Annotated in this window: 23 protein-coding genes; 15 read left to right on the forward strand and 8 right to left on the reverse strand. The window is 39.9% G+C overall.

The window, feature by feature from the left end; translation table 11 throughout:
- Window positions 1-43 precede the first annotated feature (43 nt).
- A complete protein-coding gene (locus BLR37_RS08665) occupies window positions 44-778 on the reverse strand; it encodes a siderophore-interacting protein (protein WP_090767233.1) in 735 nt (244 codons plus the stop codon).
- Window positions 779-874: 96 nt separating this feature from the next.
- On the opposite strand from BLR37_RS08665, the gene BLR37_RS08670 reads away from it, so the two are divergent.
- Window positions 875-1867: a helix-turn-helix transcriptional regulator gene (locus BLR37_RS08670; protein WP_090767236.1), complete on the forward strand. Its 993-nt coding sequence runs from the start codon at window positions 875-877 to the stop codon at window positions 1865-1867.
- A 29-nt stretch (window positions 1868-1896) separates the two neighbouring features.
- On the opposite strand, the gene BLR37_RS08675 is transcribed toward BLR37_RS08670, so the two are convergent.
- The gene (locus BLR37_RS08675) at window positions 1897-4314 is read right to left on the reverse strand and encodes a DUF5916 domain-containing protein (protein WP_090767239.1); all 2418 of its coding nucleotides are present in this window, start codon (window positions 4312-4314) and stop codon (window positions 1897-1899) included.
- Between the two features lie 190 nt (window positions 4315-4504).
- Between BLR37_RS08675 and ffh the strand changes: the two genes are divergently transcribed.
- The 6 genes from ffh to BLR37_RS08705 all read left to right on the forward strand — a co-directional run bounded on the left by ffh (window position 4505) and on the right by BLR37_RS08705 (window position 10452).
- Window positions 4505-5842, forward strand: a complete 1338-nt coding sequence (gene ffh / locus BLR37_RS08680; protein WP_090767241.1) for a signal recognition particle protein — start codon at window positions 4505-4507, stop codon at window positions 5840-5842.
- Between the two features lie 179 nt (window positions 5843-6021).
- The gene (locus BLR37_RS08685) at window positions 6022-7560 is read left to right on the forward strand and encodes a YifB family Mg chelatase-like AAA ATPase (protein ID WP_090767243.1); all 1539 of its coding nucleotides are present in this window, start codon (window positions 6022-6024) and stop codon (window positions 7558-7560) included.
- A gap of 230 nt (window positions 7561-7790) precedes the next feature.
- Window positions 7791-8405 (forward strand): XAC2610-related protein, encoded by a 615-nt coding sequence (locus tag BLR37_RS08690; protein WP_090767246.1) that lies wholly within the window; start codon window positions 7791-7793, stop codon window positions 8403-8405.
- Between the two features lie 229 nt (window positions 8406-8634).
- Complete coding sequence (locus BLR37_RS08695) at window positions 8635-9009, forward strand: hypothetical protein (RefSeq protein WP_090767249.1); 375 nt, start codon at window positions 8635-8637, stop codon at window positions 9007-9009.
- Window positions 9010-9119: 110 nt separating this feature from the next.
- Entirely contained in the window at window positions 9120-9689 is a 570-nt protein-coding gene (locus tag BLR37_RS08700; RefSeq protein WP_090767255.1) for a Crp/Fnr family transcriptional regulator, read from the forward strand.
- Between the two features lie 85 nt (window positions 9690-9774).
- Window positions 9775-10452: a type 1 glutamine amidotransferase domain-containing protein gene (locus tag BLR37_RS08705; RefSeq protein WP_090767259.1), complete on the forward strand. Its 678-nt coding sequence runs from the start codon at window positions 9775-9777 to the stop codon at window positions 10450-10452.
- A gap of 49 nt (window positions 10453-10501) precedes the next feature.
- On the opposite strand, the gene BLR37_RS08710 is transcribed toward BLR37_RS08705, so the two are convergent.
- Window positions 10502-10843, reverse strand: coding sequence for a hypothetical protein (locus BLR37_RS08710; RefSeq protein WP_244154626.1), 342 nt, complete (start codon window positions 10841-10843; stop codon window positions 10502-10504).
- A gap of 94 nt (window positions 10844-10937) precedes the next feature.
- On the opposite strand from BLR37_RS08710, the gene BLR37_RS08715 reads away from it, so the two are divergent.
- Window positions 10938-12320 (forward strand): MBL fold metallo-hydrolase RNA specificity domain-containing protein, encoded by a 1383-nt coding sequence (locus BLR37_RS08715; protein WP_090767262.1) that lies wholly within the window; start codon window positions 10938-10940, stop codon window positions 12318-12320.
- A gap of 115 nt (window positions 12321-12435) precedes the next feature.
- Here BLR37_RS08715 and BLR37_RS08720 read toward each other — a convergent pair whose 3' ends face one another.
- On the reverse strand, window positions 12436-13683 hold the full coding sequence (locus BLR37_RS08720; RefSeq protein WP_090767265.1) for a glutamate-5-semialdehyde dehydrogenase: 1248 nt from the start codon (window positions 13681-13683) through the stop codon (window positions 12436-12438).
- Window positions 13684-13798: 115 nt separating this feature from the next.
- Window positions 13799-14878, reverse strand: coding sequence for a glutamate 5-kinase (gene proB / locus BLR37_RS08725; protein ID WP_090767268.1), 1080 nt, complete (start codon window positions 14876-14878; stop codon window positions 13799-13801).
- A gap of 356 nt (window positions 14879-15234) precedes the next feature.
- Here proB and BLR37_RS08730 point away from each other — a divergent pair, with 356 nt between their 5' ends.
- From BLR37_RS08730 to def, 4 genes are all read left to right on the forward strand, one after another.
- Window positions 15235-17385, forward strand: a complete 2151-nt coding sequence (locus BLR37_RS08730; protein ID WP_090767271.1) for a S9 family peptidase — start codon at window positions 15235-15237, stop codon at window positions 17383-17385.
- A 99-nt stretch (window positions 17386-17484) separates the two neighbouring features.
- On the forward strand, window positions 17485-17937 hold the full coding sequence (locus BLR37_RS08735) for a hypothetical protein (protein WP_090767274.1): 453 nt from the start codon (window positions 17485-17487) through the stop codon (window positions 17935-17937).
- Between the two features lie 26 nt (window positions 17938-17963).
- Window positions 17964-19196, forward strand: a complete 1233-nt coding sequence (locus BLR37_RS08740; protein ID WP_090767277.1) for a M16 family metallopeptidase — start codon at window positions 17964-17966, stop codon at window positions 19194-19196.
- A gap of 103 nt (window positions 19197-19299) precedes the next feature.
- Window positions 19300-19860 (forward strand): peptide deformylase, encoded by a 561-nt coding sequence (gene def, locus BLR37_RS08745; RefSeq protein ID WP_090767280.1) that lies wholly within the window; start codon window positions 19300-19302, stop codon window positions 19858-19860.
- A gap of 234 nt (window positions 19861-20094) precedes the next feature.
- Here def and BLR37_RS08750 read toward each other — a convergent pair whose 3' ends face one another.
- The 3 genes from BLR37_RS08750 to BLR37_RS08760 are packed head-to-tail and all read right to left on the reverse strand — an operon-like array spanning window position 20095 to window position 22139.
- On the reverse strand, window positions 20095-20730 hold the full coding sequence (locus tag BLR37_RS08750; RefSeq protein ID WP_090767283.1) for a peptidase associated/transthyretin-like domain-containing protein: 636 nt from the start codon (window positions 20728-20730) through the stop codon (window positions 20095-20097).
- Window positions 20731-20782: 52 nt separating this feature from the next.
- Window positions 20783-21028, reverse strand: a complete 246-nt coding sequence (locus BLR37_RS08755; RefSeq protein ID WP_039474126.1) for a NifU family protein — start codon at window positions 21026-21028, stop codon at window positions 20783-20785.
- Window positions 21029-21062: 34 nt separating this feature from the next.
- Window positions 21063-22139 (reverse strand): Mrp/NBP35 family ATP-binding protein, encoded by a 1077-nt coding sequence (locus tag BLR37_RS08760; RefSeq protein WP_090767286.1) that lies wholly within the window; start codon window positions 22137-22139, stop codon window positions 21063-21065.
- 131 nt (window positions 22140-22270) lie between these two features.
- Between BLR37_RS08760 and BLR37_RS08765 the strand changes: the two genes are divergently transcribed.
- The 3 genes from BLR37_RS08765 to BLR37_RS08775 all read left to right on the forward strand — a co-directional run bounded on the left by BLR37_RS08765 (window position 22271) and on the right by BLR37_RS08775 (window position 25835).
- On the forward strand, window positions 22271-24430 hold the full coding sequence (locus BLR37_RS08765; protein WP_090767289.1) for a transglycosylase domain-containing protein: 2160 nt from the start codon (window positions 22271-22273) through the stop codon (window positions 24428-24430).
- Window positions 24431-24578: 148 nt separating this feature from the next.
- The gene (gene hpt, locus BLR37_RS08770) at window positions 24579-25121 is read left to right on the forward strand and encodes a hypoxanthine phosphoribosyltransferase (RefSeq protein ID WP_090767292.1); all 543 of its coding nucleotides are present in this window, start codon (window positions 24579-24581) and stop codon (window positions 25119-25121) included.
- Window positions 25122-25175: 54 nt separating this feature from the next.
- Window positions 25176-25835 (forward strand): phosphatidylserine decarboxylase family protein, encoded by a 660-nt coding sequence (locus BLR37_RS08775; RefSeq protein WP_090767296.1) that lies wholly within the window; start codon window positions 25176-25178, stop codon window positions 25833-25835.
- The last annotated feature ends 58 nt before the right edge of the window (window positions 25836-25893 follow it).

A 25893-nucleotide genomic window follows, 5' to 3' on the forward strand; every position in this document is an offset into this window, starting at 1 on the left:
ACAGTTTGCGCCGTGGTCTTTTTACATTTCCCTCAATAATTTTTTAAGCTCCGCCGCCAACCTTACCTATTTCCCAATAGGGCATGGTAATGATCTGGCTAAAGCGCACACCACGTTGTTTAAGGTATTTTTTAAACTGCTGTACGGATTTTGCTCTTCCGGTGAGGTAAAAAGTAGCATTTTGCCACATTTCCCAGCACAGTGGATGCATATTGTCCATCCAGGTAATGGCATTTTTAGCCGGAGCATTCAAATCGGAGGGTACAACATCGATTAACAGGTTAATTTGATCAACCGAATCGAAGTTTTCTTCCTGCAATTCCAATACCCCGAAATATTCTACATCCTCATCTACAGCTTTTTTTCCCAGCGATTCGTATAGCCCCATGCTTGTTTCATCGCCAAAAAAGAAATGCTGATTAGACGCTTCATTATATTTTACCCTTGCGCGGTCGGCAATTAGTTTTAAATGATCGCCTTTTTGGATATTTGCCGCAAAATTATAGCCCGGTCCTTGCTGGTTTAAATAAAAAATAACCTCGCAGGTATCTGCTTCCCGATCGAAAGCCGATAAAGTATAGTGGCGGTACTCGTTGGCATTTACCCTAAAAAGCACCTCGTTGCCCGGTATAAATTTCGCGTCGAAAAAATCGCCTTTAAAGCTGATACATTTCAGGTTGCTGCTGAGCATTTTCGTTTCTACAACTTCAACAGCGTATATTTTGTTGCTGATCACCTTTTCCATTGTGTTGACCAGCCATGATGGTAACTTAGGCATCGTATTAATTTGTTTAGTAACTTTGAGCAAAAATAGTTGTCCAATAAATAGGTCTTTTTATATCAAAAGGATTAAAATTTATACCAAAAGGATTTTATGGCCTTAAATATTTACGATGACGACAATATCCATTACATTGTTGGCAACAAATTCGACGATATTGCATTTAACCAGGCGCTGGTAACCGAAAAAAGGGAGAAATATAGCTTCCCTTTTGGCGATGCCGAGATTGTGCAGGTATCTTTTGCCGGAATTTACATTGTTTATGGCGATATGGTAGTTAAAAAGAACCGCTTGCGGATTAAATCTTTTGACGAACCCGAATTGGTAGAGCTACATTTTTCGCTTACCGGTGGAGGAATTATGGAAAACTACCTCACCAATAAACGACTGGATATTAAAGCCAACCAACACAATATTATTTACAGTCCCGATTTTGATGGTATGGCCGAATTCCCAACTTATGGGCCGTTCAAATTCTTTGAAGTTCATTTCCAGCGCGAGCAGTTTGTTAATTTAACCAGCGAAAGTGGCACACTGCTTAAAAGTTTTGCAGAGAACATCATGAACAATCATTCGGTAGAAATATCAGCCGAAAACCTCCCCATCAGTTTGGCCATGCATAGCTGCATTAACGATATTATGGCTTGTGAGTTTACTGGTGGCTTAAAATTACTTTTCCTGCAATCGAAATGCCTTGAACTTTTGGCTTTACAGGCTCAGGCTTTCGAACTGGCGGCTAAGAAAGTCGAAAAAACAGGCTTAAAATCGGCCTACGATAAGGAACGGATTTACTATGCACGCGAATACTTACTGGCCAATGCCTGTACGCCTCCATCTTTAACAGAACTGGCAAAAGCGGCAGGAATAAATGAGTTTAAGTTAAAGCAGGGATTTAAGGAAACTTTTGGCAATACGGTTTTCGGCTACCTGAGCGATTATAGGCTGATGAAAGCCAAAGAGCTTTTGGCCGATAAACAGGTGGACATCAAAAACATTTCAAACGATTTGGGCTACTCGTCTGTACAGCATTTTAACAAGGCTTTCAGCAAAAAATTTGGTATCAGCCCGGGTAAGGCGAGGCTATAATATTTGCGATGGGTTTAAACCTATGGCAACTAGTTTTTCCGTTTTTTCTTCAGATCTAAATAATCAACGTAATACAAAACCTTAACCGACAGGCTATTATTTTGTGGAGCATCTAAAATCTTGCCCAGATTTTTATTGTAACGCTGCGTATAAAAAGTATCGTAAGTTTCGGCGGCATCTTTATACGAAACAGAAAGTGTACTACCCGGAGCAAACTGCCAGGTATAAATTAAATCGATATTAAAAACATTATAATTCCGATCCATGCCAGTTAATGGCGCACCCTGGTAATCGGTCAGGTTACCATCGGGCTTAAGCAGGTAAAATTCCTTGTTCCTTCTATCACTCCAATAATGCCGCAACACCACCGTAATTCCCATCAGGTTGGTAAAAGTGTATTTAGCATCGAAAGAGTTTTCAACCGTCCTGCGGTCGTATTTCGAAAAAATAGCCTGGTTGCCCTGTGCAGTTACCCAATTTACATAATTGTAATTGGGATTAAAGTTTAAATCAAGCCCAAATGCAACTTTATCATTCAGCCTCAGGTTTTGGAAAAAGTAAAAATTGTACATTTTTCCCTTAAAAAGCTCCTGCTCAAAAAAGCGGATATTTCCGCCAAAATTATAGGCTTTGGCACGGTTGGGATTGATATATAAACTTACGCCATAATTTTCGGGGGCGTGGTAAAGCTGTCCGTTCCGGGCTTCGTAAAAGTCGTTGCTTTTTCTATCCCAGCTTACATCCAGCTCTGCCGACCATTGATTTTTAAACTGCACCCAATAACCACCGTTAAAGCCTATTTTTTGGTAAGCTGCCGGAATGGCCCTGCGCGAATAATTTAAGTTAAGCCAGCTTTCAAATTGGTTATACCATTTACTGGGTTTGTATATGTTGTAGCCAATACCAATCCGCTGATCTAAAAAGTTGTTATTGGTAAAGAACCCCATATCTGAGGGGTCGAATTTGTTGTCGGCATATACCTGGTTGTAACTCCAGGTAAAATTGCCGCTCTGTTTCCCAAACCGCAGGGTATAACTGTAGCCCGTGCTACTTTCTTCACCTCGTAAATAGCTCATTTTAGCACCGCCATTTATAAAGTATTTATTGCTTTTGTTATTTAAATTAAAAAGCAACGCACTTACATTGGCATCGTAGGCAGAGCCCTGTCGCAGCACATTGGTATTGATAAAAGTAGCCGAACTGTTGTTTTTTAAAGATTGGTCGAAAACCAGAATGTTATAATTGGTCAGCGGTTGCGTTTCTACCAGCCTGAGGTTACCTTGTGCATCTTCTACTTCCGTTTCCATGCTGTTGGTGATGGCATTAAAAATACCAATGCCCAATCCCTTAGCTGTACGCCCCGAAATTTTAGTTGCATTTAACACTTTCGCCTCGGTTTGGTCTTTCACAATTTTATCCTTACCAATCCCACTGTAATCGTAATAGGCAGGTATAGAGCCAATCCGTTTCGAATAAAATAAATCACCTTTGTTAAACAACTCGGTCCCTTCGGTAAAAAACTGCCTGTTTTCGTTAAACTTTACTTCAAAAGGCGTAAGGTTAAGAATGCGGTTATCTGATTGGACCTGACCAAAATCGGGCACAAGGGTCATATCCAGGGTAAAACTGTTATTAATCCCGTATTTTACATCCATACCACCATTAAAACGCGAAGTCGTGTTTTTAACCCCGGGCTGATTAATCGGGTAATGATTTACATAGGCAGAAAGGTATGGCGAAAAAGAAAGTCTCAGGGGCGGTTTAATATCTTTTATCCCAGTCCAAAGGCCTTCCTGATTGATAAAACCATTTACCTTAGGGTCAACAAAATTCCAGAAAGTTTGGGTATTGCTCCGTTGTATCCTTCTGCTAAAGTTAAGCCCCCAGTTTTGCACCTCCTTCCCCGAAAAACGTAATGCCGAATATGGAATTTTCATCTCACAGGTCCATCCTTTATCATCGAGCTTAACTGCGCTTTCCCATACCGCATTCCAATTCTCATCTTCATTGCCCACCTGCGAGTATTTGGCATCGAATTGCACCCCTGCTGCAGTAACGAAAAAACCATTGCCGTTCATTTTATCATAAAAGGGATCGACAATGATGGAAATAAAATCGGCATTCCCAATATTATCTCTCGAAACCAACTCATGCGATACACTATCCGGACTATCATACATGCGCGCATATACATAAATGGCTACATCATCATAAAGCACTTTCATCTCGGTACGGCGATCGGGAGTTTCCACTTTTCCGGGATGTGGCCTGATCTGAAAAAAATCGGTAGCGAGCGGAACATCTTTCCAGCATTCATCATCTAAAACACCATCAATTTTAGGGCTTTGCAGGGTTCTTCTGGCTTCTAAATGCTTTTGTTTGGTAATATCCTGAGCTTTGCAAAAAGCGCATATCAGGAGTAAAACCGGGAGGATGCAGCGTTTCATTCGTTTAAGTTAATCGGGTATAAGACTCCCTTTCAGACAAAATGTTGCATCAAAACATAAATATAATCACCAAGCCTAAAGTTTTGACTTTGAGTTGCTAAGATTTACAATCAAAATTTGATACATTTGCCTTTTATTAAAAACAAGTAGCTTTTTACCATCCGGTATAAAGCCTTTAGCTTAAAAAAAGATGTTTGATAATTTACAGGACAAGCTAGACAGAGCGTTTAAAGTATTAAAAGGGCAGGGTAGTATTACGGAAATCAACGTGGCAGAAACCATGAAAGAAATTCGTAAAGCATTATTAGATGCCGACGTTAACTATAAAACAGCAAAAGCATTTACTGATGAAGTAAGACAAAAAGCTTTAGGGCAGAATGTACTTACTGCCGTTTCACCGGGTCAGTTGCTTACCAAAATCATGAACGATGAGCTTGCAGCCTTAATGGGCGGCGAAGCTACCGAATTAGATACAAAAGCCAACCCAACCATTATTTTAATTGCAGGTTTAAACGGAGCGGGTAAAACCACTTTTGCAGGTAAACTTGCCCTGTATTTAAAAGGTAAAGGGAAAAAACCTTTATTGGTTGCCGGCGATATGTACCGCCCTGCTGCTGTTGATCAGTTAGAGGTTTTAGGTACTACTGTGGGCGTTTCTGTGTATGCAAACCGGGCATCGAATGATCCGGTGGGTATTGCCTTAGAGGGTATTGCGCATGGTAAACAAAATGGAAATAATGTAATCATCATCGATACCGCCGGTCGTTTGGCAATCGACGAATCGCTGATGAACGAAATATCTGAGGTTAAAGCTAAAACCAATCCGAACGAGATTTTATTCGTAGTGGATGCCATGACTGGTCAGGATGCGGTAAATACTGCCAAAGTATTTAACGACAGATTAGACTTTACAGGTGTTGTTTTAACCAAATTAGATGGTGATACCCGCGGTGGTGCTGCCCTTTCAATTAAATCGGTAGTAAATAAGCCGATTAAATTTATTGGTACCGGTGAGAAAATGGAAGCACTTGATGTTTTCTATCCTGATCGTATGGCTTCACGTATTTTGGGTATGGGTGATGTGGTTTCGCTTGTTGAACGTGCACAAATGCAGTTTGACGAGAAAGAGGCTGCTGAACTTCAGAAAAAAATCCGCAAGAACAAATTCGATTTCAACGATTTCTATAACCAGATTCAGCAAATCAAGAAAATGGGTAACATGAAAGACTTGATGGGCATGATTCCGGGTGTAGGTAAAATGATGAAAAATGTAGACATCCAGGATGATGCATTTAAATCAATTGAAGCCATTATTAACTCAATGACTCCATTCGAAAAAGAAAATCCTGATGCCATTCAGCAAAGCCGCCGTTTACGCATTGCTAAAGGCTCGGGCAGTAAAGTAGAGGAAGTAAGTAAGCTGATTAAACAGTTTGAAGATATGCGTAAAATGATGAAGCAGTTTTCGAACCCTGCCGCAGCAGCAGCTATGATGAAAGGCATGCCTAAAATGCCATTCGGCAGATAAGCTTAAAACTTAAATATTTAAATCCCAATCAGCAATGGTTGGGATTTTTTGTTTTACAGATTTTAAAAATTTGATAGCAGGGTATTTTCTTTTACGCAAACAATTACTATCTTAGTTACCATTGATTATCCATTTCTGGATAAACAACACATCCCGATTTATTTTATTAAAAAAATTGAATGCTTGTAAAAACATACGGGAGTGCTGTTTATGGTGTAAATGCACTCACCATTACCATCGAAGTGAATATCAGTGCCGGAGCCAAATATTACATGGTAGGCCTGCCCGATAATGCAGTAAAAGAAAGTTTACGGCGTGTGGCCAGTGCCATTACGGTTTCGGGCCTGCGCATGCCCAAACAAAAAATTGTAGTTAACCTGGCACCTGCCGACCTTAAAAAAGAAGGCTCTTCTTACGATTTGCCCATCGCCATTGGCATTCTGGCTGCTTCAGGTCAGATTCCACATGACGAGCTCAACCAGTATTTTATCATGGGCGAACTTTCTTTAGATGGCTCTATTCAACCCATAAGAGGCGCGTTGCCCATTGCGATACAAGCACAGCAAGATGGTTTTGCGGGTTTTATCCTGCCCAAACAAAATGTACGCGAAGCTGGTATTGTTAACGATCTAATTGCCTACGGTGTAGATAACCTGGCACAAGTGGTGGCTTTCTTCAATAAAACAGAAGCGTTGGAGCAGGTAAGAATTGATACGCGGGATGAATTTGTAAAAAACATTAATAAATACGAACACGATTTTGCCGATGTTAAAGGACAGGAAAACATTAAGAGGGCACTCGAAATTGCAGCGGCAGGCGGGCATAATGTTATTTTAATTGGTCCGCCGGGCGCGGGGAAAACAATGCTCGCCAAACGCTTACCCACTATTTTGCCCCCCTTAAACTTATACGAAGCTTTAGAAACCACCAAAATACATTCGGTTGCTGGGAAACTTTCAGCTGCCGATGCATTAATGACCATCCGCCCGTACCGCTCGCCACATCATACCATTAGCGATGTAGCCCTGGTAGGAGGTGGAATAAACCCGCAACCCGGAGAAATCTCATTGGCACATAACGGTGTACTTTTTCTGGATGAACTGCCAGAATTTAAACGCACTGTTTTAGAAGTAATGCGTCAACCTTTGGAAGACCGGAAAGTAGCCATTTCGAGGGCGCGGTTTTCTGTAGAGTATCCCGCTAGTTTTATGCTGGTTGCTTCGATGAATCCTTGTCCATGCGGCTTTTATAACCATCCAGAAAAAGATTGTGTATGCGCTCCCGGAGTGGTTCAAAAATACCTGAGCAAAATTTCGGGCCCGCTTTTAGATCGTATCGACCTCCATGTTGAAGTGACTCCTGTAAATTTTACCGAGCTGGCTTCAAAAGAAGAGACCGAAAAAAGCGATGAGATCAGAGCACGGGTAATCCGTGCACGCGAAATACAGGATCGCCGTTTTGCAGATAAGGAAGACCTGCATTACAACGCACAAATGAGCCCGAAAATGGTACGTAAAGTATGCCAGATTAGTGATGAGGGAAATATCCTTTTAAAATCGGCCATGGAAAAACTAGGCCTTTCGGCCCGGGCCTACGACAGGATTTTAAAAGTAGCCCGTACCATTGCCGATTTAGATGGAAGTGAAAACGTAGAAATGGAGCACCTGGCCGAATCAATTAACTATCGCAGTTTGGATAGAGAGGGCTGGGCGGGTTAAAGCATATAAATTGCTGGCGCCTATATTTAGCCATATAAAATATAGGGCTTATAGTTGAAATCTTTAACTCCTAATAAAACAAGACTATATATTCTATATATCTACACGGCTTAATCATAAACTTTAACTGTATAAACATTTTTAACGACGGACAAAAAACATTCGTCAATGATTTTTATCGATATTTAGACGAATAACTTCCACGAAACATAACACTCATTTTTTAAACCATGAATAAGATCATTTTTTTATTCCTGATCCTTATTACCAATAATTTGTATGCACAAAAAATCCATCTAAACAAGGCGAAAGGAGAGTGGCAGTACATCTACCCTTTTAAAGATAAGAGCTATGTGCTGGCAATACAATACGGGCTTGATGAAAAAGGTACAAACATGGGAGTGAGAAAATCTAATATCCATTTTGTAAAAACCGGCAAAAAAACTGACATAGTATTTTGGAAGGAGCAAATTGATCTGCGTTTTATTAAAGAGAATATCACCTACGAAGATTATAATAATGATAACGTCAAAGACCTACTTATTTTTTCAGATACAGGAGGTAGGGGAGGAAATTCTTTTTATTATTTATTTTTAATTGACCCCAAAAACAAAAAAATAAGCCAGGTCAAAAATTTTGAGATTGTTGTAAATCCTGAATACAATAATAAATATCGCGTTATCGTATCCTACGGCTTGTCTGGCTCCAATTACTACAGCATTTATAAAATCGCTAAAAACAAAACGATATATAAAATAGGTCAGGATTTTGAAGATACTTTTGAAAGTAATCCAATTGAATTAGACAGGAGAATTCGAAAGATTTTAAACAAAACTGTCCACTAATCTCAATCTGAAAAAATCCAATATATCAAATCGCATTCCCAAAAGCGCTAAAAACAAAAAGCCGTTCTTAATAACGACAAGCAATCAAATCACTTAATAACAGTCGATTAAATTTCAAACACCCCATCTAAATTGCACGACTGAAAGTGCTTAGGTGCCTCCTTTGGCATAGTCATTGTCATAGCACTGTTACATTTATTACCTATTTAAAAACTAAAAAGTGAAAGAGATGAAAAAGACAGTTCAGATTTTCAGCATGCTTTTGATAGCATTAACAGTGATGGTTTCGTGTAAAAAAGATACCGATCCGGCCGATCGCGATTTCTTTGTAGGCACTTATAAAGGTTCTGTTTCGTACAGAAATGGCGAATCTACCATCACCAGCTCCGATGGCAAAGTAACTGTGAGTAAAGTGGGCGAAACCTATAATTTTTACTTCGGCAACAACATTCCGGATATTACAGGCGTAAAATTCGAAAAGAAAGGCGATAACAGCTATGTGAGTATCGGTTCAGGTTTAACAGGTATCAGTATCGATGCCAGCAACCTCACCATCAGGGTAGCTAAAGACAGCCAGATTTGGACGGCAGATTGTACCAGATAATATTTCAAAGAAACAGGGCCCGGTTAATTATCGGGCCTTTTCTTTTATCCTTGCTTTTTGTGAAAGCAAAAAATAAAACGTTTTTAATGCTATTTAGCTAATTTTATAGCATGAGTTTTGAATTAAAAACACACCTCGAAGAAATTATTTCGCTCACAGATCAGGAGTTTGAACACATCGCCGCGCATTTCAAATCTAAAAACCTTAAAAAGCATCAATACCTCATCCAGGAAGATGAGTTTGTACACAACATCTATTTCGTGGTTAAGGGCCTGTTAAAAGCAGCATTTACCGATGCTAACGGTAAAGAATATATTATCCAGTTTGCCATGGAAAACTGGTGGCTTTCAGATTTTCGCGCTTTTTATGGCAATGTTAAATCCATTACCAATATCAGCTGTCTCGAAAATTCCGAATTGCTTTATATCTCGAAAGAAAATTTGGGTAAATTATGTCAGGAAAGCCATAAAATGGAGCACTTTTTCAGGGTTAAGGGCAATTTTGGTTACGTAGCTTTACAACAAAGAATTTTATCGCTGCTCAGCTCTAGTCCTAAAGAACGCTTCGAACAACTGGCATTGCAGTACCCGCAACTTATGCAACGCGTTTCTAAAACAATACTCGCAGCCTATCTGGGTATTTCCAGAGAAACACTGAGCAGACTCGCGGCAAAAGTGTGATTTAACGCACACGAAATCTGTGACTGAAGTCCTTTGCCACAGAAAAGCATAGGCCTAATTTTGTGATACACTTAGCATAAAAAATATGAATAAGAAAGTTTTATTCGTGCTTACGAGCCACGACGAATTAGGAAACACTGGTTTAAAAACAGGCTTTTGGTCAGAAGAATTAGCTGCGCCATATTATGCCTTAGCCGATAAAGGTATTGATATTGTATTGGCCTCACCAAAGGGCGGTCAGCCGCCAATTGACCCAAAAAGTGAGGATCCATCTTTCCAAACCGATACCACGCGAAGAATGGATAAAGACACTGTTCTTTTAGATAAATTAAAAAATACGATCCCTTTGGCCAATGTAAAAATGGATGATTATGACGCTGTATTTTATCCCGGTGGACATGGCCCGCTTTGGGATTTAGCAGAAAGCGCAACCTCTCAGCAGCTCATCACAGCATTTTATACTGCCAATAAGCCTGTTGCATTTGTATGCCATGCACCTGGGGTGCTAAAAGATGTTAAAGTAAATGGCGAGTACCTGGTAAAAGGAAAAAATGTAACAGGTTTTACCAATACCGAAGAAGAGGCTGTTCAATTAACTTCAGTGGTGCCTTTCCTTGTAGAAGATATGCTGGTTAAAAATGGAGGAAACTATAGCAAAACTGCAGATTGGAATCCTTATGCGGTAGTAGATGGTTTATTAATTACCGGACAAAACCCGGCATCATCAGAAAAAGTTGCGGAAGAACTTTTAAAGCTCATTTAATGTTTTTCACACTGGCTCGCCATAAAGTTAGCCAGTGTGAAATTATTTGTTAATCGACAATAAATTCGTTACTGTCGTCCTCATCTTCTTCAGGAACATATTTTTCAATCGCCTGGCCAATGGCATTCACTTCTTCATCTTCTTCAAAAATGGGCAACTCGGTTTTATAATCCATTTTTAACCAGATAGATGAAGTATCCTTTTGAATCTGGATGTACTCCTTGCCTTCTTTAAAAATGGTGTACGAATCGTTTCCTTCAGGAAAAACTGAATAGTTGATGGGGCCAATTTCTATATCAAAAGGTTCTTGCATGTTTTCTTTTTTGTGTAAAGATAAAAACATTTGTTTGGGATACAGAACACCAGAAGCGATAGTGGGTAAACACTTCATGAAATTACAATTAACCAAAAAATTACCTCTTATTGTTTAAAATTTGGGGTAATTATACTACTTTACGCCAAACTAACATAGTACGGATTAGAAGATGAAGTTAACGTTTTGGGGTGCAGCACAACAGGTAACCGGCAGCATGCACCTGCTCGAAGTTGGGCATTATAAAATACTGATAGATTGTGGATTGGATTATGAGAAGGAAACCTACCAGGAAGAAAACCAACAATTTCCTTTCGATCCGGCCAGTATAAACCTGGTTATTTTAACCCATGCCCATATCGACCATTCCGGTAATTTACCTACTTTAGTTCGCCTGGGTTTTGATGGTCAGGTACTTTGCACTTCGCCAACAGCCGATTTAACTGCCATCTTATTGTTCGATTCGGTTGAGCTCTTTTTACGCAAGCAGAGCCGTAAACCACGCACCAAAAGAGGCAATTTTAGTGGCCCCAAACCTTTATATCTGCATAAACATGTAATGGATACTATTGATCGCTTTGTAACCATTGCTTTCAATAAACCTTTTAAAATAAATGGCGATATCAGCCTTACTTTTATCCCTGTTGGGCATTTATTGGGTGCAGCTGCAGCCGTTTTAACCATTAATGAGAATGGAGAGGAAAAGAAAATAGCTTTTACTGGCGATATCGGCCGCGAAAACTATCCTGTGCTTGTAAACCCTGAACCACTGCCAGAGGTTGATTATTTAGTGAGTGAAGCTACTTATGGTGGGCGTTTGCATACCAAAGATCAAACCCTCGAAGAAAGGCTGGTACAGGAAATTACCGAAGCCTGCATTAAAAGTCCCGGCAGGTTAATTATTCCTGCTTTTAGTATTGGACGTACTCAGTCGCTGGTTTTTGCGCTGAACCAGATCTTTACCAAAAAGCTGTTGCCACCTGTCCAGATTTTTGTAGATAGCCCCATGGCCATCCAGGCAACCGATGTTTACCGTAAGCACCACAATCTGGTTAATCAGGAAGCAAAAGACTTTTACCAAACCATGGGTGACGAGTTCGAATTTGAGCACCTGGCTTATGTGCAAACCATGAAAGAGAGTAAAGATGTTTCCAATTATTTCGATCCCTGCATTATCATTTCTTCAGCCGGGATGCTTGAAGGAGGGAGGATACAAGACCACTTGTATTACAACATCCAGAATTATTATTGTACTATTCTTTTTATCGGATATTGCGCTAAAGGTACTTTGGGCTATAAATTATTAAGCGGGGCACCAATTGTACGCATTAAAGACCGCGAAATGATGGTTTACGCCACTATTCGCCAAACCGATTTACTAAGTGGCCACGGCGACCACAACGATCTGGTAAAAACAGTTAAACAAACAGGCCACCCCAAAAAGGTATTTTTGGTACACGGCGAAGATAAAAGCCTGCAAAGTTTAGCAACAGCTTTAAGCGAAGATGGATTTAATGTAGCAATCCCTGAAAGAGGAGAGGCATTTGAATTATAGTTGATCGTGTATGGTCTTATAGCTTATGGCCTAGTGCACAATACGGTTTGATTGGCATTCACTAATTGGTCATTGAAAATTGATAATTGGTTATTCCATTTTACATCATCCATTATTACCCTCTTATTTGTCCATTTCCCCTTACCACCCACTTGTAGCTGGTTAACTCCTCTAAACCCATAGGTCCACGGGCATGAAGTTTTTGAGTACTGATGCCTATTTCAGCACCAAGTCCAAATTGTGCACCATCGGTAAAACCTGTTGAGGCATTGGCATACACCGCAGCAGCATCTACCTCATTTAAAAAACGGGCAATATTAGCTGCATCCTCCGAAATAATCGCTTCGCTATGTTTTGAACTATAAGTAGCAATATGGTTCAGTGCATCGTTCAGGTTATTTACGACCTTAACCGCCAGTTTTAATGATAAAAATTCGGTGCCGAAATGTTCAGGTTTGGCCTGGTTTAACAATGAATCCGGGTAAGTTCCTTGCAATGCAGCATAGCTTTTTTCATCGGCATACAATTCTACATTTCCATCCGCCAGGGGCGATAAAAGTGCAGGCAAATCGTCCAGTCTATTTTCATTAATTAACACACAATCTAAAGCATTACATACGCTTACCCTTCTGGTTTTGGCATTAAAAATAATGGCTTTGCCTTTCTCCAAATTTCCCGATTCGTCGAAATAAGTATGTACAATGCCTGCTCCGGTTTCAATTACGGGTATTTTACTGTTTTCGCGCACATAATTAATCAGCGATTGGCTCCCCCGCGGAATCAACACATCAACAAAACCGCGTGCATTTAATAAAGCTTCGGTTGCAGCGCGTTCTGCGGGTAGCAAGGTGAGCACATCCCTGTTAATGGTATGTCGGTCTAATACCTCATGAATGACTTTAGTAATAGCCAGATTTGAAAATTCCGCGTCGCTACCGCCTTTTAACACGGCCACATTACCGGTTTTAAAACACAATGAAAATACATCGGCGGTTACATTCGGGCGGGCTTCATAAATTACACCAACAACCCCCAATGGCACACTAACTTTTTGGATATGTAATTGATTATCCAGCGTTTTATCAGAAAGTACCTTCCCCAATGGGCTGTTTAAGCCGGCAACATTTTTAAGATCATTGGCAATATCTTCAATACGCGCTGTAGTTAGTTTCAAACGATCGTATTTGGGGTCTTCGATTGGCATTCTAACTAAATCCTTAGCGTTCTCAGTAAGAATTTCAGCGGCGTTTGCCACCAAAGCAGCAGCCACCTCTGTCAAAACAGTATTGATGGTTTCCTTAGTCAAGCTAACCATGGTCCGGCTGGCTTGCTGTGCCTTTTCGAAGTATTGTTTATAATCCATTGTTCTTTTGTTACCACAGAGACTACCGAGTTTTCACAGAGAAAAAGAGGATACAATTACTTCCCTGTAATAAAACCACTGAGTTGCTTTGGTCTTTATGCTTTAGTCTTTCAGCTTAAATAGCCGAATAAAAATAATCGTAATGTACCAGCGCTTTTTGTTTTTTCTGCCCAATTCGCTCCCGGGCCTTATCCGATCCGTATTCTGCTATACCTAAACCAATTAAATTATTTTGTTCATCAATAATTTTAATAATATCGCCTTTTAAAAAGTCGCTTTGTATTTCAATAATCCCTACGGGCAATAAACTGGTAGCTTTGCCCGATGTTAATACCGTTTTAGCACCATCATTCAATTTTACAATACCGGTTGCGGCCGTTTCTGAATGGGCAATCCATTTTTTCTTACCCGATTTACTTTTTTCGGGCACAAAACGGGTATGCACCAATTCGTTATTTAATAAAGAAGTAAGCACATTATCTTTCGTTCCATTAGCAATATGAACCGTGATACCCAGTTTGGCAACCTTTTGCGCCATGGTCGATTTGGTAATCATGCCTCCACGACCAAATTGCGATTTACCGGTTTGGATAAAAGAGGCCAGGTTAGCTACCGAACCGTTAATTTCCTGAATAACCTCTGACCCTTCAATTTTGGGATCGCCATTATAAATCCCATTCACATTCGACAAAATAATTAAAGCATCGGCATTGAGCATCGAGGCAATTAAACCCGCCAGCTCATCGTTATCGGTAAACATCAGCTCCGTAACCGATACCACATCATTTTCATTCACCACCGGAATCACTTCGTTCTGAAGTAAAATCTGCAGGCAGTTTTTCATATTCAAATAGTGGGCGCGATCGCGAAAATCTTCTTTCGTTACCAGCACCTGCGCGCATTTTATGGCATGTTCCGCAAAGAAATTAGCGTAGGTATTAATTAATTTCACCTGACCAATAGCAGCCAGTAATTGCCTTGTGGTTACAGCATCTTGCTTTTCAGAAACCTTGATTAAGCTTCTTCCCGAAGCAACCGCTCCTGAAGACACCAAAATAACCTCGATACCCTGTTTTTTAATTTCAGCAAGCTGGTTTACCAGATGCTGAATCCGGTTCTCATCGGGCAGTCCGTTTTCCTGAGTAATGACATTCGAACCTACTTTGACAACAATTTTTTTATACCCGGATTTCATTTTATGCTTAAAACTATTTGATGTGGCAATTTAGCACGTTTTTTCATAATAAAGGGCAATATCTATAGGCTTAATGGATTTTTACGAAAATGATAATGAGTTTGGCGTTGAGCGGCTTGCTCACTGTGTTGATTAATCAGTTTTCGGTTATCCGTTTTCAATTGGCAGTTGCCATGAACAGTTAACCACCATGCCACTAATGAACAAATGACAAATGAACCACTGAACGATTGAGTTTGTAACCGATTAACCAGTTTAAACCATTAAACAGCTAAGCGCCACGCTACTAATGAACTAATGACAAATGAACTATTAAACTAAATTATTAAATTGCATTAAACCTAAATCGAATCATAATGAAACGTATCTTACCGGGGCTAATATTGCTCAGTGCAATTACGGCATGTAACAACCCTCAAAAAAAAGAAATGAAAGCGATTAAATGGCCTGATGCCAAAGCTCCAGTTGCCGAAATTATACCTCACACAAGAGCCATACATGGCGATACCGTGGTAGATAACTACTACTGGATGATTGACTACTTTAAAAAAGGTCCTGACAGCACCAAAGTTGTTGATTATCTGAAAGCCGAAAACGCCTATCTGGATACGATGATGAAAAGTACTGATGCCTTTCAAGCCGATTTGTTTAAAGAAATGAAAGGCCGGATTAAAGAAAAAGATGAATCCGTACCAGTTTTCAAAAATGGCTATTTCTATTACTCACGTACCGAAGATGGCCAGCAATACTATAAATATTGCCGTAAAAAAGGAAGCTTATCTGCTGCCGAAGAAATATTACTGGATGTAGATCAGTTGGCCAAAGGGCACGCCTACTACAGCGCAACGGGTTTTAGCGTAAGTCCTGATAATAAATTACTGGCCTTTGGGGTAGACCAGGTTTCGCGCCGCCAGTACACGATTAATATCAAAAACTTAGAAACAGGCGAAATTTTAAAAGATGCCATTCCAAACACAGAAGGTGGCGTAGCCTGGGCCAACGATAATAAAACATTCTTTTATACGGCTAAAAACGCAGTTACTTTACTTAGCGAGAAAATTAAAAAACATACGCTCGGTACCGATGCCAAAGCCGATGCAGTGGTTTACGATGAGAAAGACAACACCAATTACATCGGGGTTGGCAAATCGAAAAACGGCAGGTACATCTTCATTGTTTCACAAGGAACATTAACTGCCGAATATAAGATGATTGATGCCGATCATCCTGAAACACCCTTTAAAGTATTTGCTGCCCGCTCAAAAGATGTTTTGTACGATGTAATGCCTGTTGATGATAAATTTTTGATTCTAACCAATTGGAACGCCAAAAACTTCCGCTTAATGGAATGCCCTTTGGATAAAACTGCGAAGGAGAACTGGAAAGAAGTAATTCCGCACCGTGCCGATGTGCTGCTGGAAGGAGCGGATGAGTTTAAAGATTATACCGTTTTAAGCGAGCGTAAAAATGGCCTGACCGAACTGCGTGTATTAAAAAAAGATGGGAGCGATTACTACATCAAATTTGATGAGCCGGTTTATGATGCCGGAGTAGGCTCAAACCCCGAATACAACAGTACCACACTCCGTTATAACTATACTTCCTTAACCACCCCGAATTCGGTTTACGACTATAATCTGATCAAAAAAGACCAAAAACTGATGAAACAGCAGGAGGTTGTAGGTGGCTATAACCCCAAAGACTATGTAACAGAGCGTGTTTTTGCTACAGCTAAAGATGGCACAAAAGTTCCGGTGGCACTGGTTTATAAAAAAGGTTTTGAGAAAAACGGCAAATCGCCTTTGTTACTTTATGGTTATGGATCTTATGGCTCAAATTCCGATGTATACTTTTCATCACCACGTTTAAGTTTGCTTAACCGGGGCTTCGTATTTGCCATTGCCAACATCCGCGGCGGACAGGAAATGGGGCGCCAGTGGTACGAAGACGGTAAACTGATGAAGAAGAAAAACACCTTTACCGATTTCATTGCAGCCGGCGAGTACCTGATTGAACAGAAATACACCTCAAAAGGCCATTTGTATGCGCATGGCGGAAGTGCAGGCGGTCTGCTAATGGGTGCTGTGGTGAATATGGCTCCCGATTTATGGAATGGTGTAATTGCCGATGTACCTTTTGTTGATGTTGTTAATACCATGCTGGATGAAAGCATCCCGCTTACTACCAACGAGTTCGATGAGTGGGGTAACCCTAAACAAAAGGCTGCTTACGATTACATGAAAAGCTATTCGCCTTATGAGAATGTTGAGAAAAAAGCCTATCCAAACATTCTGGTTACTACCGGGCTGCACGACAGTCAGGTGCAATATTTTGAACCTGCCAAATGGGTAGCCAAGTTAAGGGCAACCAAAACCGATAAAAATGTTTTATTGCTTAAAACCAATATGGAATTTGGACATGGCGGTGCTTCCGGCCGTTTCGATTACCTTAAAGATGTTTCCTTAAGATGGGCATTTTTATTTGCTCTGGAGGGAATCGATAAATAGTTTTTTCTTATTACTTTATCATGCGAGCTTGTCGAAGAACTTTCCAATCGTGTTTCGACAGGCTCAACATGACACCCTTTATTTTTACCAATAACCTACATGAACACCAAACTAAAAACACTCCAAATCATTCACACGGCCTTATGCTCGGGCGTTTTCCTTTTTGCACTGGTAACCATTTTCCTTAACCGCGAAATCATGTTTTTTGACGCCAACCCTAAAACCACTTCGCCCTTTAACCCCATCTTTCCAATTATGGGGCTAATCACCATCTCTGCAAGTATTTTCTTTTTCAGAAACTTAATAGCCAAAATAGATAAAACTGCCTCTGCCGACACTAAAATCAACATGTACCAAAGTGCATTCATTATTAGCTCTGCACTTTTAGAAGGCGGTGCGTTGTTTAATATTGTGGGCTTTTTCATGACCCACAATTCATTCTTTCTCATTTTCGGTGCGGCTAATTTTATTTTTTTAGTGCTTAAAAGGCCAACCAAAGATAAATTGATTTCCGCCTTACAATTGCAATACCCGGATACAGAGGCTTTGTAAGCAATTAGCCTTATCTTTGCCGATCAATGGAATACAATGTTCATACTTTACCCAATGGCATACGCTTACTGCATGTGCCATCGGCTTCAGCCATATCGCATGCCTGCATCATTATCAATACCGGTTCGCGCGATGAACCTGATCAAAAAGCAGGTTTGGCCCATTTTATCGAGCACTTAATTTTTAAGCGTACCGAAAAACGCAGTACCAACCAAATTTTAAACCGTTTGGAAAGCATTGGTGCCGATTTAAATGCCTATACCACCAAAGAATATACCTGTGTTCATGCTTCTTTTCTAAATCCTTATTTAGATCGCACTTTAGAGCTCTTTAATGATATTATTTTCCATTCTACTTTCCCCGAAGAGGAGATGGATAAAGAAAAAAGTGTGATTCTGGATGAAATTGCCTCTTACTTGGATCAACCTGAAGAAGCCATTAACGATGATTTTGAAGACATGCTCTTTGCTGGTCATCCAATGGGTAACAATATTTTAGGTACAACCGAATCCGTACAGGCTTTTACCCGCGAGGATGTAATCAATTTCAGAAAAGCCAATTATCGCACCAATGAAATTGTGGTGGCAGTTTTGGGCAACTATACCTTAAACCAGGTTGTAAATAAAGGAAGTAAACATTTTGCCAATGTAGAGCAGAATACACCCAACCAACAAAGGGTAAAGCCTTCCATTTTGCCACAAAGCAATACCACCATTTACAAACCCATTATGCAAGCGCATTGTATTTTGGGTACACAAGCCTACACTACACACCAGACAGAAAAAGTGCCTTTAATGCTATTAAACAATTACTTTGGCGGTAATGGCATGAGTTCGGTGTTAAACCTGCAAATCAGAGAGAAATACGGCATTGCCTACACCATCGAATCAAATTTTTCGCCCTTAAGCGATACTGGTATCTTTTCGATCTACTTTGGTACCGACAAAGAAAAACAGGCTAAAGCACTTTCGCTGATCTTTAAAGAGATTAAAAAATTAAAAGATAATCCCTTAAATGAGCTGCAACTGCAAAAGGCCAAAAACAAATTTATTGGTCAGATTGCACTGGGCGAAGAAAACCGGATTGGTTTAATTATATCAATGGCCAAAAGCCTTATCGACCATAATAAAATTGATTCGCTCGAAACCGTTTTCGGGAAAATTAATGCCGTTACCACCAAACAGATGGCACAGGTAGTAAACGAAGTGCTCGATATCGATAAGTTGAATATCTTTACTTTCTCGCCAATAGCGGAATAATTGTTAAATTTGCATTAAATTAACCACAGGTAACAGGATGAACATAGATAGGAGCAAGAACCTATCCTTACCTGATCGATCCGTGGAAAAAAAATAGAATACAATGAAATTACCAATAGTAGCTTACGGCGATCCTGTTCTAAAAAAAATAGGAACCGAAATAGATAAAGATTACCCCGAATTAAAACAATTGATTAGCGACATGTTCGACACCATGTATTATGCAAACGGGGTGGGACTGGCGGCGCCACAAATTGGCTTACCAATCCGCTTATTCATTGTAGATACTGGTGATGATGAAGATGGCACAAAAGGCTACAAAAGGGTATTTATTAACGCCGAAATTTTAGAAGAAACCGGCGAGCCCTGGAGCTTTAACGAAGGCTGTTTAAGCATTCCTGACATCAGAGAGAACATTTTGCGCAAACCGAACATCAAGGTTAATTATTTCGACGAAAACTGGGTAGAGCATACCGAAGATGTTGATGGGTTAGCCGCCCGCGTAATTCAGCATGAATACGACCACATTGAAGGAAAATTATTTACCGACAAAGTAAGTGTATTGCGTAAAACCATGCTTAAAAGTAAACTCGATGCCATTTCAAAAGGAAATATCAAAACTGATTACAAAATGAAGTTTCCTAACAAAAGTAAAAAGAGATAAGTTTTAATTGTAAGATGTTAAAGGGAAAATGGAAACGTTTTCCCTTTTTTTTTGTTGCCTAAATACTAAGTGATCGTCATTTCGAATGGCCCCGATAGCTATCGGGGGCATTCGAAGTCGAGAAATCTCTCCCGATAGATTTCTTACTATGCCTATTACAATATAAATAAAGATACTTGGTGATTAAATCTGGTTGGAGCCAAAGACTAAGAACTCCTAGCTGAAGACTCCAAACTAATTCGTCCGGCTCTTATCTCCGTCAAAAATCTGCTGCATTAACTTACCCCAGGCAAAAGGATTTAACAACGGATTGGTTTGAACCATATTTTTGTTAATCATCCTGTCGAAGTTATAGCGATAATTCTGGCTGCCAATTTCCTGGCCATCACGAGGCAGCGTTTGGATTAAACCGTTAATGGATGATCGTGAAAGATTCTTTTTAGCAATAGCCATATCATCATCGGCTAATTTCATGGATAGAAACTCACGGGTAAATTCCTCAGTGGTTGCCCACGGAAACACCCTCACCGATGGCAAATCGACCACGTTTGATTTCAACTTAACCATAATGGTATATTTACTATCGGGTGTCCCTTCTGGTATTACAGTCGAAAATTTCTTATAACCTATGGCGGTAAATAAAATGGTATCACCAGGGTTAACAATAAAAGTAAAGTACCCCCTGTAATCGGCAGCAACCCTTTTGCTTCTGGCCGAAAGGTTGGTTATGGTAACATAGGGGATCACATTTGAGCTATCGATATCGGTAATAATACCCGAAAACTGGATAAGTTTATCCTGTGCCGGCTTTTGTTGCGCAAAAGCGGTAATAGAAAAAAACAGGCAGATTAGGGTAACACAATATCTCATTAACACAAATGTAATTTTATTAATAAAACTTCCTTGTTAAATAGTGTTAAAGCTATTCTTGCTCGGCCATGTTTACGGCAACTACCGAAGTGATTTGTGGAACAGCTTTCATAATAGCCTGCTCAATACCCGATTTCATGGTCATGAAACTCATTGGGCAAGAACCGCAGTTACCTAAAAGCTTAAGCTTTACCGTTCCTTCAGCTGTAATTTCTTCAACAGAAACATCACCTCCGTCGGCCTTTAAATAAGGTCTGATCGTTTCCAATGCCTGTTCTACTTGTTCTGTTAAATTCATTATATAGATTTTAATTTATAAAAATAGTAATTTTTTAGCAATTCACCATTTGTGCATTGTTGATAGAGATTTGCTGTGCAATTTTACTTGCAATATCGCCAAATATACCATCAAGCAGTGGGTTTTGGTTTAACGCTACCGGTTTACCGTTATCTCCTGCCTCAGCAATACCCTGAACAATTGGAATTTCACCCAAAAACGGTACATCAAAACGCTCGGCCAGCTTGGTTCCGCCGCCTTTTCCAAAAATATAATATTTGTTTTCAGGCAGTTCTTCAGGCGTAAAATACGACATGTTTTCTATAACTCCCAAAATCGGAATATTAATTCCCGGCATTCTGAACATGGCCAAACCTTTATGTGTATCGGCCAATGCTACCTGTTGTGGCGTAGTTACCACCACTGCACCCGAAATCGGGAAACTTTGGGTAATGGTAATATGGATATCGCCCGTACCCGGAGGAAGATCGACAATTAGATAATCAAGCTCACCCCAGTTGGTATCGTTGAACAATTGTTTTACCGCATTGGAGGCCATTGGCCCACGCCATGGCACCGGTTGACCAGGATCGGCAAAAAAGCCAAGTGATAACAATTTAATACCATACTTTTCGATTGGTAAAATTTTAGTCTTCCCATCGGCAGTTTCTTCAGCACCGGGTTTAGCATCTACCAAATCGAACATCGTTGGTACTGATGGACCATAAATATCGGCATCAATTAGCCCTACTTTAGCGCCATCTTTAGCCAAAACAACAGCAAGATTGCTCGATACGGTCGATTTTCCAACTCCACCTTTACCAGATGAAACCAAAATGATATTCTTGATGTTATCTAACGAGGTTGAGTTGGTGGGTTGGGTAACTCTCGAAGTTACATTGATTGTAACTTCGGCCGATGGCGATACAAAATGCTTAACAGCATTGGTACAGGCATTTTTCAGCATATCCTTCATCGGGCATGCCGGTGTGGTAAGCTCTAAGGTAAAACTAACCTGGTTATCGGTAATTTGTAAATCCTTAATCATGTTTAAGGTTACCAGATCTTTTTTAAGATCGGGGTCTTCTACATTTTTAAGCGCATCTAAAACTTGTTGCGGGCTAATCTGCATTGTATTAATTTAAATTCAAAATTAACAAAACATAGCTATAAATACTTTTATTTAGCCTTTTAAACTGTAATTTTAACACGAAATAAACATTTAATTGTTACGTTTAAGCAATTAACCATTTTAACGACTATATGCGCCTACCAAAAATTAAGATCCCTAAAAAATATTTAAAAATCGGAGCCTGGGTTTTAGGTGTATTTTTGGTCGTTTGTATTGCATTAGGTGCTGTAGCTTACAGCAAAAGAGAGGCTTTGCTTAAAAAAATGGTAGCCAAGGCCATTGCCAAAGCCGATAAAGATTACGGCCTGGAGGTGAAAATTGGCTCTGCCGGCTTTACCGGCCTGAGTACCGTAAAAATGACAGCCATTTCTGTTGTTCCAAAAGAACGGGATACCCTCTCTAACATTGGCGAACTGAGCGTATCGGTAAAACTTTTTCCACTTATATTCGGCCACGTTAAACTTTCTGAAGTAAAATTAAACCAGGGTTTTGTAAGCGTGGTGCTAAAAGATTCGACCACCAACATCGATTTTATTTTAAAAAGAAAGAAAAAAGACAGTACAGCCACTAAAAACAAAGTAAACTTATCAGAAATAGCCAGTAATATTTTAAATCAGGTTTTATACAAAATACCTGATGATATGGATATGAAAAACATGGTTTTTAAACTAAATGATCATGATACGGCTAAATTAATTTTTGAAACTGAAGCGACTATTGACGGGGGAGACCTGAAATCGAGTATCAATGTAAACAATAACGAATCCATTTGGCATGTTAACGGCTATGTAAACCCGGGGAGTAAAGAGTTGAGTTTTATGGCTTATGCCGATGGAAAAAAACTGGAGTTGCCGTACCTGAACAATAAACTGCATGCTAAACTTAGTTTCGACACCCTGCAAACCGAGCTTAAAAATGCCAGATATAGTGGCGACGATTATAAAATTTCTGGCTCATGGTCGGTTAAGAACATGCTGGTTAACCAGCCACGAATTGCCTCGAACGATATTGTGGTGCAAAGTGCCAAACTGGATGCCGATATTTTGGTTGGGCCAAACTACATTGCGCTGGACAGCACTTCGACAGCCTATTTAAAAAATGCGCAAATCCACCCCTACGTTAAATACACACTGGGCAAAAACAAAATCTACGAACTCAAATTAAATGCAGAGGAACAAGATGCACAGGCAGTCCTGGATGCTTTTCCACAAGGCTTGTTCGAATCGCTGGAGGGGTTAAAAGTACAAGGCAAGGTAAAATACAACCTCAATTTTTATCTCGACACGAAGGTTCCGGATAGTGTTCGTTTTAGCTCGACACTTACCCCGGTTGATTTTAAAATTGTGCAATGGGGTAAAACCAATCTGCAAAAAATTAATAGTCCATTCGTTTATACACCTTACGAATACGGAAAACCAATGCGCGACATTACCATCGGTCCCGCTAACCCTAATTTTACTCCACTATCGGCCATTTCTAAAAACTTTATCAATGCCGTTTTAACTGCCGAAGATCCATCCTTTTATACCCACAATGGTTTTGTTGAAGAATCTATTCGTAAATCAATTGCGGTAAATTTTAAGGAAAAGAAATTTAAACGTGGTGGAAGTACAATTAGCATGCAGCTGGTTAAAAATGTGTATTTGAGTCGCCAAAAAACATTGGCCCGTAAAGCCGAAGAAATTTTAATTGTTTGGTTAATTGAGCACAACCATTTAGTGAGCAAGCAACGCATGCTGGAAGTTTATTTCAACATCATGGAGCTTGGCCAGAATATTTACGGCATAGGCGAGGCCTCGCGCTATTATTTTGGTAAACAACCTGCCGATTTAACTATTGGTGATGGCCTGTTCCTGGCCAGTATTGTACCTAAACCAAAAGCCTCGATGTATAAATTCATGGCAGATGGAAGCCTTAAGCCTTACATGTTTAACTATTTCAGGTTTATGGGTAACATAATGGCCAGAAGGGGTTTAACCGCAAGCGACACCTCTGGTTATGGTTTCTACAACGTTCGCTTGAGAGAAGGTTTACGCCAATACCTCGCTCCTGATACTGCCGTAATCGACACCACAGCGTTTGATGATGACGAAGATGGATTACCTCCTGTAATTACGCACGACAAAAACAAGAGCTTGTTCGATCGCATTTTTGGTGGTGGCACTAAAAAAGATACTGCAACCGTTAAGCCAGTTGCTGCCCCGGATACGGCCAAATCAAAAAAACAATTAAGACAGGAACGTAGGGAAGAACGAAGAAGACAAAAGGAACTGGAAAAGACTCAGCAGTAATCAGTTGACAGTTAGCCGTTTTCAATTGACAGTTGCTCAAAACAATTAAACAGTTAACCAATTTATACGATTAATCATTTCAGCTAACAATCGAACAATAAAGCAATAACATTACAACTTTCCAACATTTCAACCATTTAACAGCAACATGCACAAAATAAAAGTAGAGGATAAAGAGTTCGAGATTTTTTTAGAGAATGATACCATAAACAAAAGGATTCGCCTGCTGGGCATCCAGATGAATGTAGATTACGAAGGAAAATGCCCGTTATTTATTGGGGTGTTAAACGGTAGTTTTTTATTTATGGCCGATTTAATTAAAGAAATTACCGTTCCCTGCGAAATTGCTTTTATGCGTGTAGCTTCGTATGAAGGCCAATCTAGCTCTGGTAAAGTAAAAGAACTGATTGGATTGCCAGAAAACATTGAGGGCCGCGATGTGATTATTGTTGAGGATATTGTAGATACCGGCCTGACTTTAACGCACATTTTAAAAACCATTAAAGAAAAGAAACCTGCATCAGTAAGCGTAAGTACGCTTTTACTTAAACCAAGTGCTTTAAAACATAAAATAGAAGACCTTGAATATGTGGGCTTTGAAATACCCAACGAGTTTGTGGTGGGTTATGGATTAGATTACAACGGCCTTGGCAGAAACCTGAACGATATTTACCGGGCCACTGAGATATAATTTTATATTGTATTAATTTATTTTTCGCACCTTTGCGCAATAATTCTCACTACAATGACCATACATAAAGAAGGCTACACCACCATTGCCTTAAGCATATTGTTTATTTTTGTTATCAACGCAATTGTTGATTATAAATATCATGATATAACCTGGTTGCGCTGGTTTATTTACATTTTTTCGGCGGCCTTGTTTATCATCGTACTACAGTTTTTCCGCAACCCAAGCCGCAGCTTTTCATCAGGTGAAAACCTGGTTATTTGTCCTGCAGATGGTAAAGTTGTGGTAATTGAAGAAACAGAAGAAGGCGAATATTTTAAAGATAAACGTTTACAGGTGTCTATTTTTATGTCGCCAATTAACGTGCACATTAACCGTAACCCGATTTCGGGTGTGGTAAAATTCTTTAAATACCACCCGGGTAAATACCTTGCAGCCTGGAATCCAAAATCTTCTACCGAGAACGAGCGCACCACTACTGTTGTAGAACATAAAAACGGTACGCCGGTATTGTTCCGTCAAATTGCCGGAGCTTTAGCCCGCCGGATTGTATGGTACGTTAAAGAAGGCGACCAGGTAGTACAAACAGAACAATTTGGCTTTATTAAATTTGGCTCACGGGTTGATGTATTTCTTCCGGTTGGCACCAAAGTTAATGTTGAGCTTAACCAGGTGGTTAAAGGTGGAATAACAACCCTGGCTACTTTAAGCTAAGCCACAAAATATATTGCGTGAAAAAGCCGGCTCAGTTAATCCTGAACCGGCTTTTTTT

This window comes from Pedobacter soli, assembly GCF_900101435.1.
In the GTDB taxonomy this organism is placed as follows: Bacteria; Bacteroidota; Bacteroidia; order Sphingobacteriales; family Sphingobacteriaceae; genus Pedobacter; species Pedobacter soli.

Coding starts and splice junctions, on each gene's coding strand:
- BLR37_RS08665 (WP_090767233.1), bottom strand. CDS start 778: ATGCCTAAGTTACCATCATGGCTGGTCAACACAATGGAAAAGGTGATC.
- BLR37_RS08670 (WP_090767236.1), top strand. CDS start 875: ATGGCCTTAAATATTTACGATGACGACAATATCCATTACATTGTTGGC.
- BLR37_RS08675 (WP_090767239.1), bottom strand. CDS start 4,314: ATGAAACGCTGCATCCTCCCGGTTTTACTCCTGATATGCGCTTTTTGC.
- ffh (WP_090767241.1), top strand. CDS start 4,505: ATGTTTGATAATTTACAGGACAAGCTAGACAGAGCGTTTAAAGTATTA.
- BLR37_RS08685 (WP_090767243.1), top strand. CDS start 6,022: ATGCTTGTAAAAACATACGGGAGTGCTGTTTATGGTGTAAATGCACTC.
- BLR37_RS08690 (WP_090767246.1), top strand. CDS start 7,791: ATGAATAAGATCATTTTTTTATTCCTGATCCTTATTACCAATAATTTG.
- BLR37_RS08695 (WP_090767249.1), top strand. CDS start 8,635: ATGAAAAAGACAGTTCAGATTTTCAGCATGCTTTTGATAGCATTAACA.
- BLR37_RS08700 (WP_090767255.1), top strand. CDS start 9,120: ATGAGTTTTGAATTAAAAACACACCTCGAAGAAATTATTTCGCTCACA.
- BLR37_RS08705 (WP_090767259.1), top strand. CDS start 9,775: ATGAATAAGAAAGTTTTATTCGTGCTTACGAGCCACGACGAATTAGGA.
- BLR37_RS08710 (WP_244154626.1), bottom strand. CDS start 10,843: ATGAAGTGTTTACCCACTATCGCTTCTGGTGTTCTGTATCCCAAACAA.
- BLR37_RS08715 (WP_090767262.1), top strand. CDS start 10,938: ATGAAGTTAACGTTTTGGGGTGCAGCACAACAGGTAACCGGCAGCATG.
- BLR37_RS08720 (WP_090767265.1), bottom strand. CDS start 13,683: ATGGATTATAAACAATACTTCGAAAAGGCACAGCAAGCCAGCCGGACC.
- proB (WP_090767268.1), bottom strand. CDS start 14,878: ATGAAATCCGGGTATAAAAAAATTGTTGTCAAAGTAGGTTCGAATGTC.
- BLR37_RS08730 (WP_090767271.1), top strand. CDS start 15,235: ATGAAACGTATCTTACCGGGGCTAATATTGCTCAGTGCAATTACGGCA.
- BLR37_RS08735 (WP_090767274.1), top strand. CDS start 17,485: ATGAACACCAAACTAAAAACACTCCAAATCATTCACACGGCCTTATGC.
- BLR37_RS08740 (WP_090767277.1), top strand. CDS start 17,964: ATGGAATACAATGTTCATACTTTACCCAATGGCATACGCTTACTGCAT.
- def (WP_090767280.1), top strand. CDS start 19,300: ATGAAATTACCAATAGTAGCTTACGGCGATCCTGTTCTAAAAAAAATA.
- BLR37_RS08750 (WP_090767283.1), bottom strand. CDS start 20,730: ATGAGATATTGTGTTACCCTAATCTGCCTGTTTTTTTCTATTACCGCT.
- BLR37_RS08755 (WP_039474126.1), bottom strand. CDS start 21,028: ATGAATTTAACAGAACAAGTAGAACAGGCATTGGAAACGATCAGACCT.
- BLR37_RS08760 (WP_090767286.1), bottom strand. CDS start 22,139: ATGCAGATTAGCCCGCAACAAGTTTTAGATGCGCTTAAAAATGTAGAA.
- BLR37_RS08765 (WP_090767289.1), top strand. CDS start 22,271: ATGCGCCTACCAAAAATTAAGATCCCTAAAAAATATTTAAAAATCGGA.
- hpt (WP_090767292.1), top strand. CDS start 24,579: ATGCACAAAATAAAAGTAGAGGATAAAGAGTTCGAGATTTTTTTAGAG.
- BLR37_RS08775 (WP_090767296.1), top strand. CDS start 25,176: ATGACCATACATAAAGAAGGCTACACCACCATTGCCTTAAGCATATTG.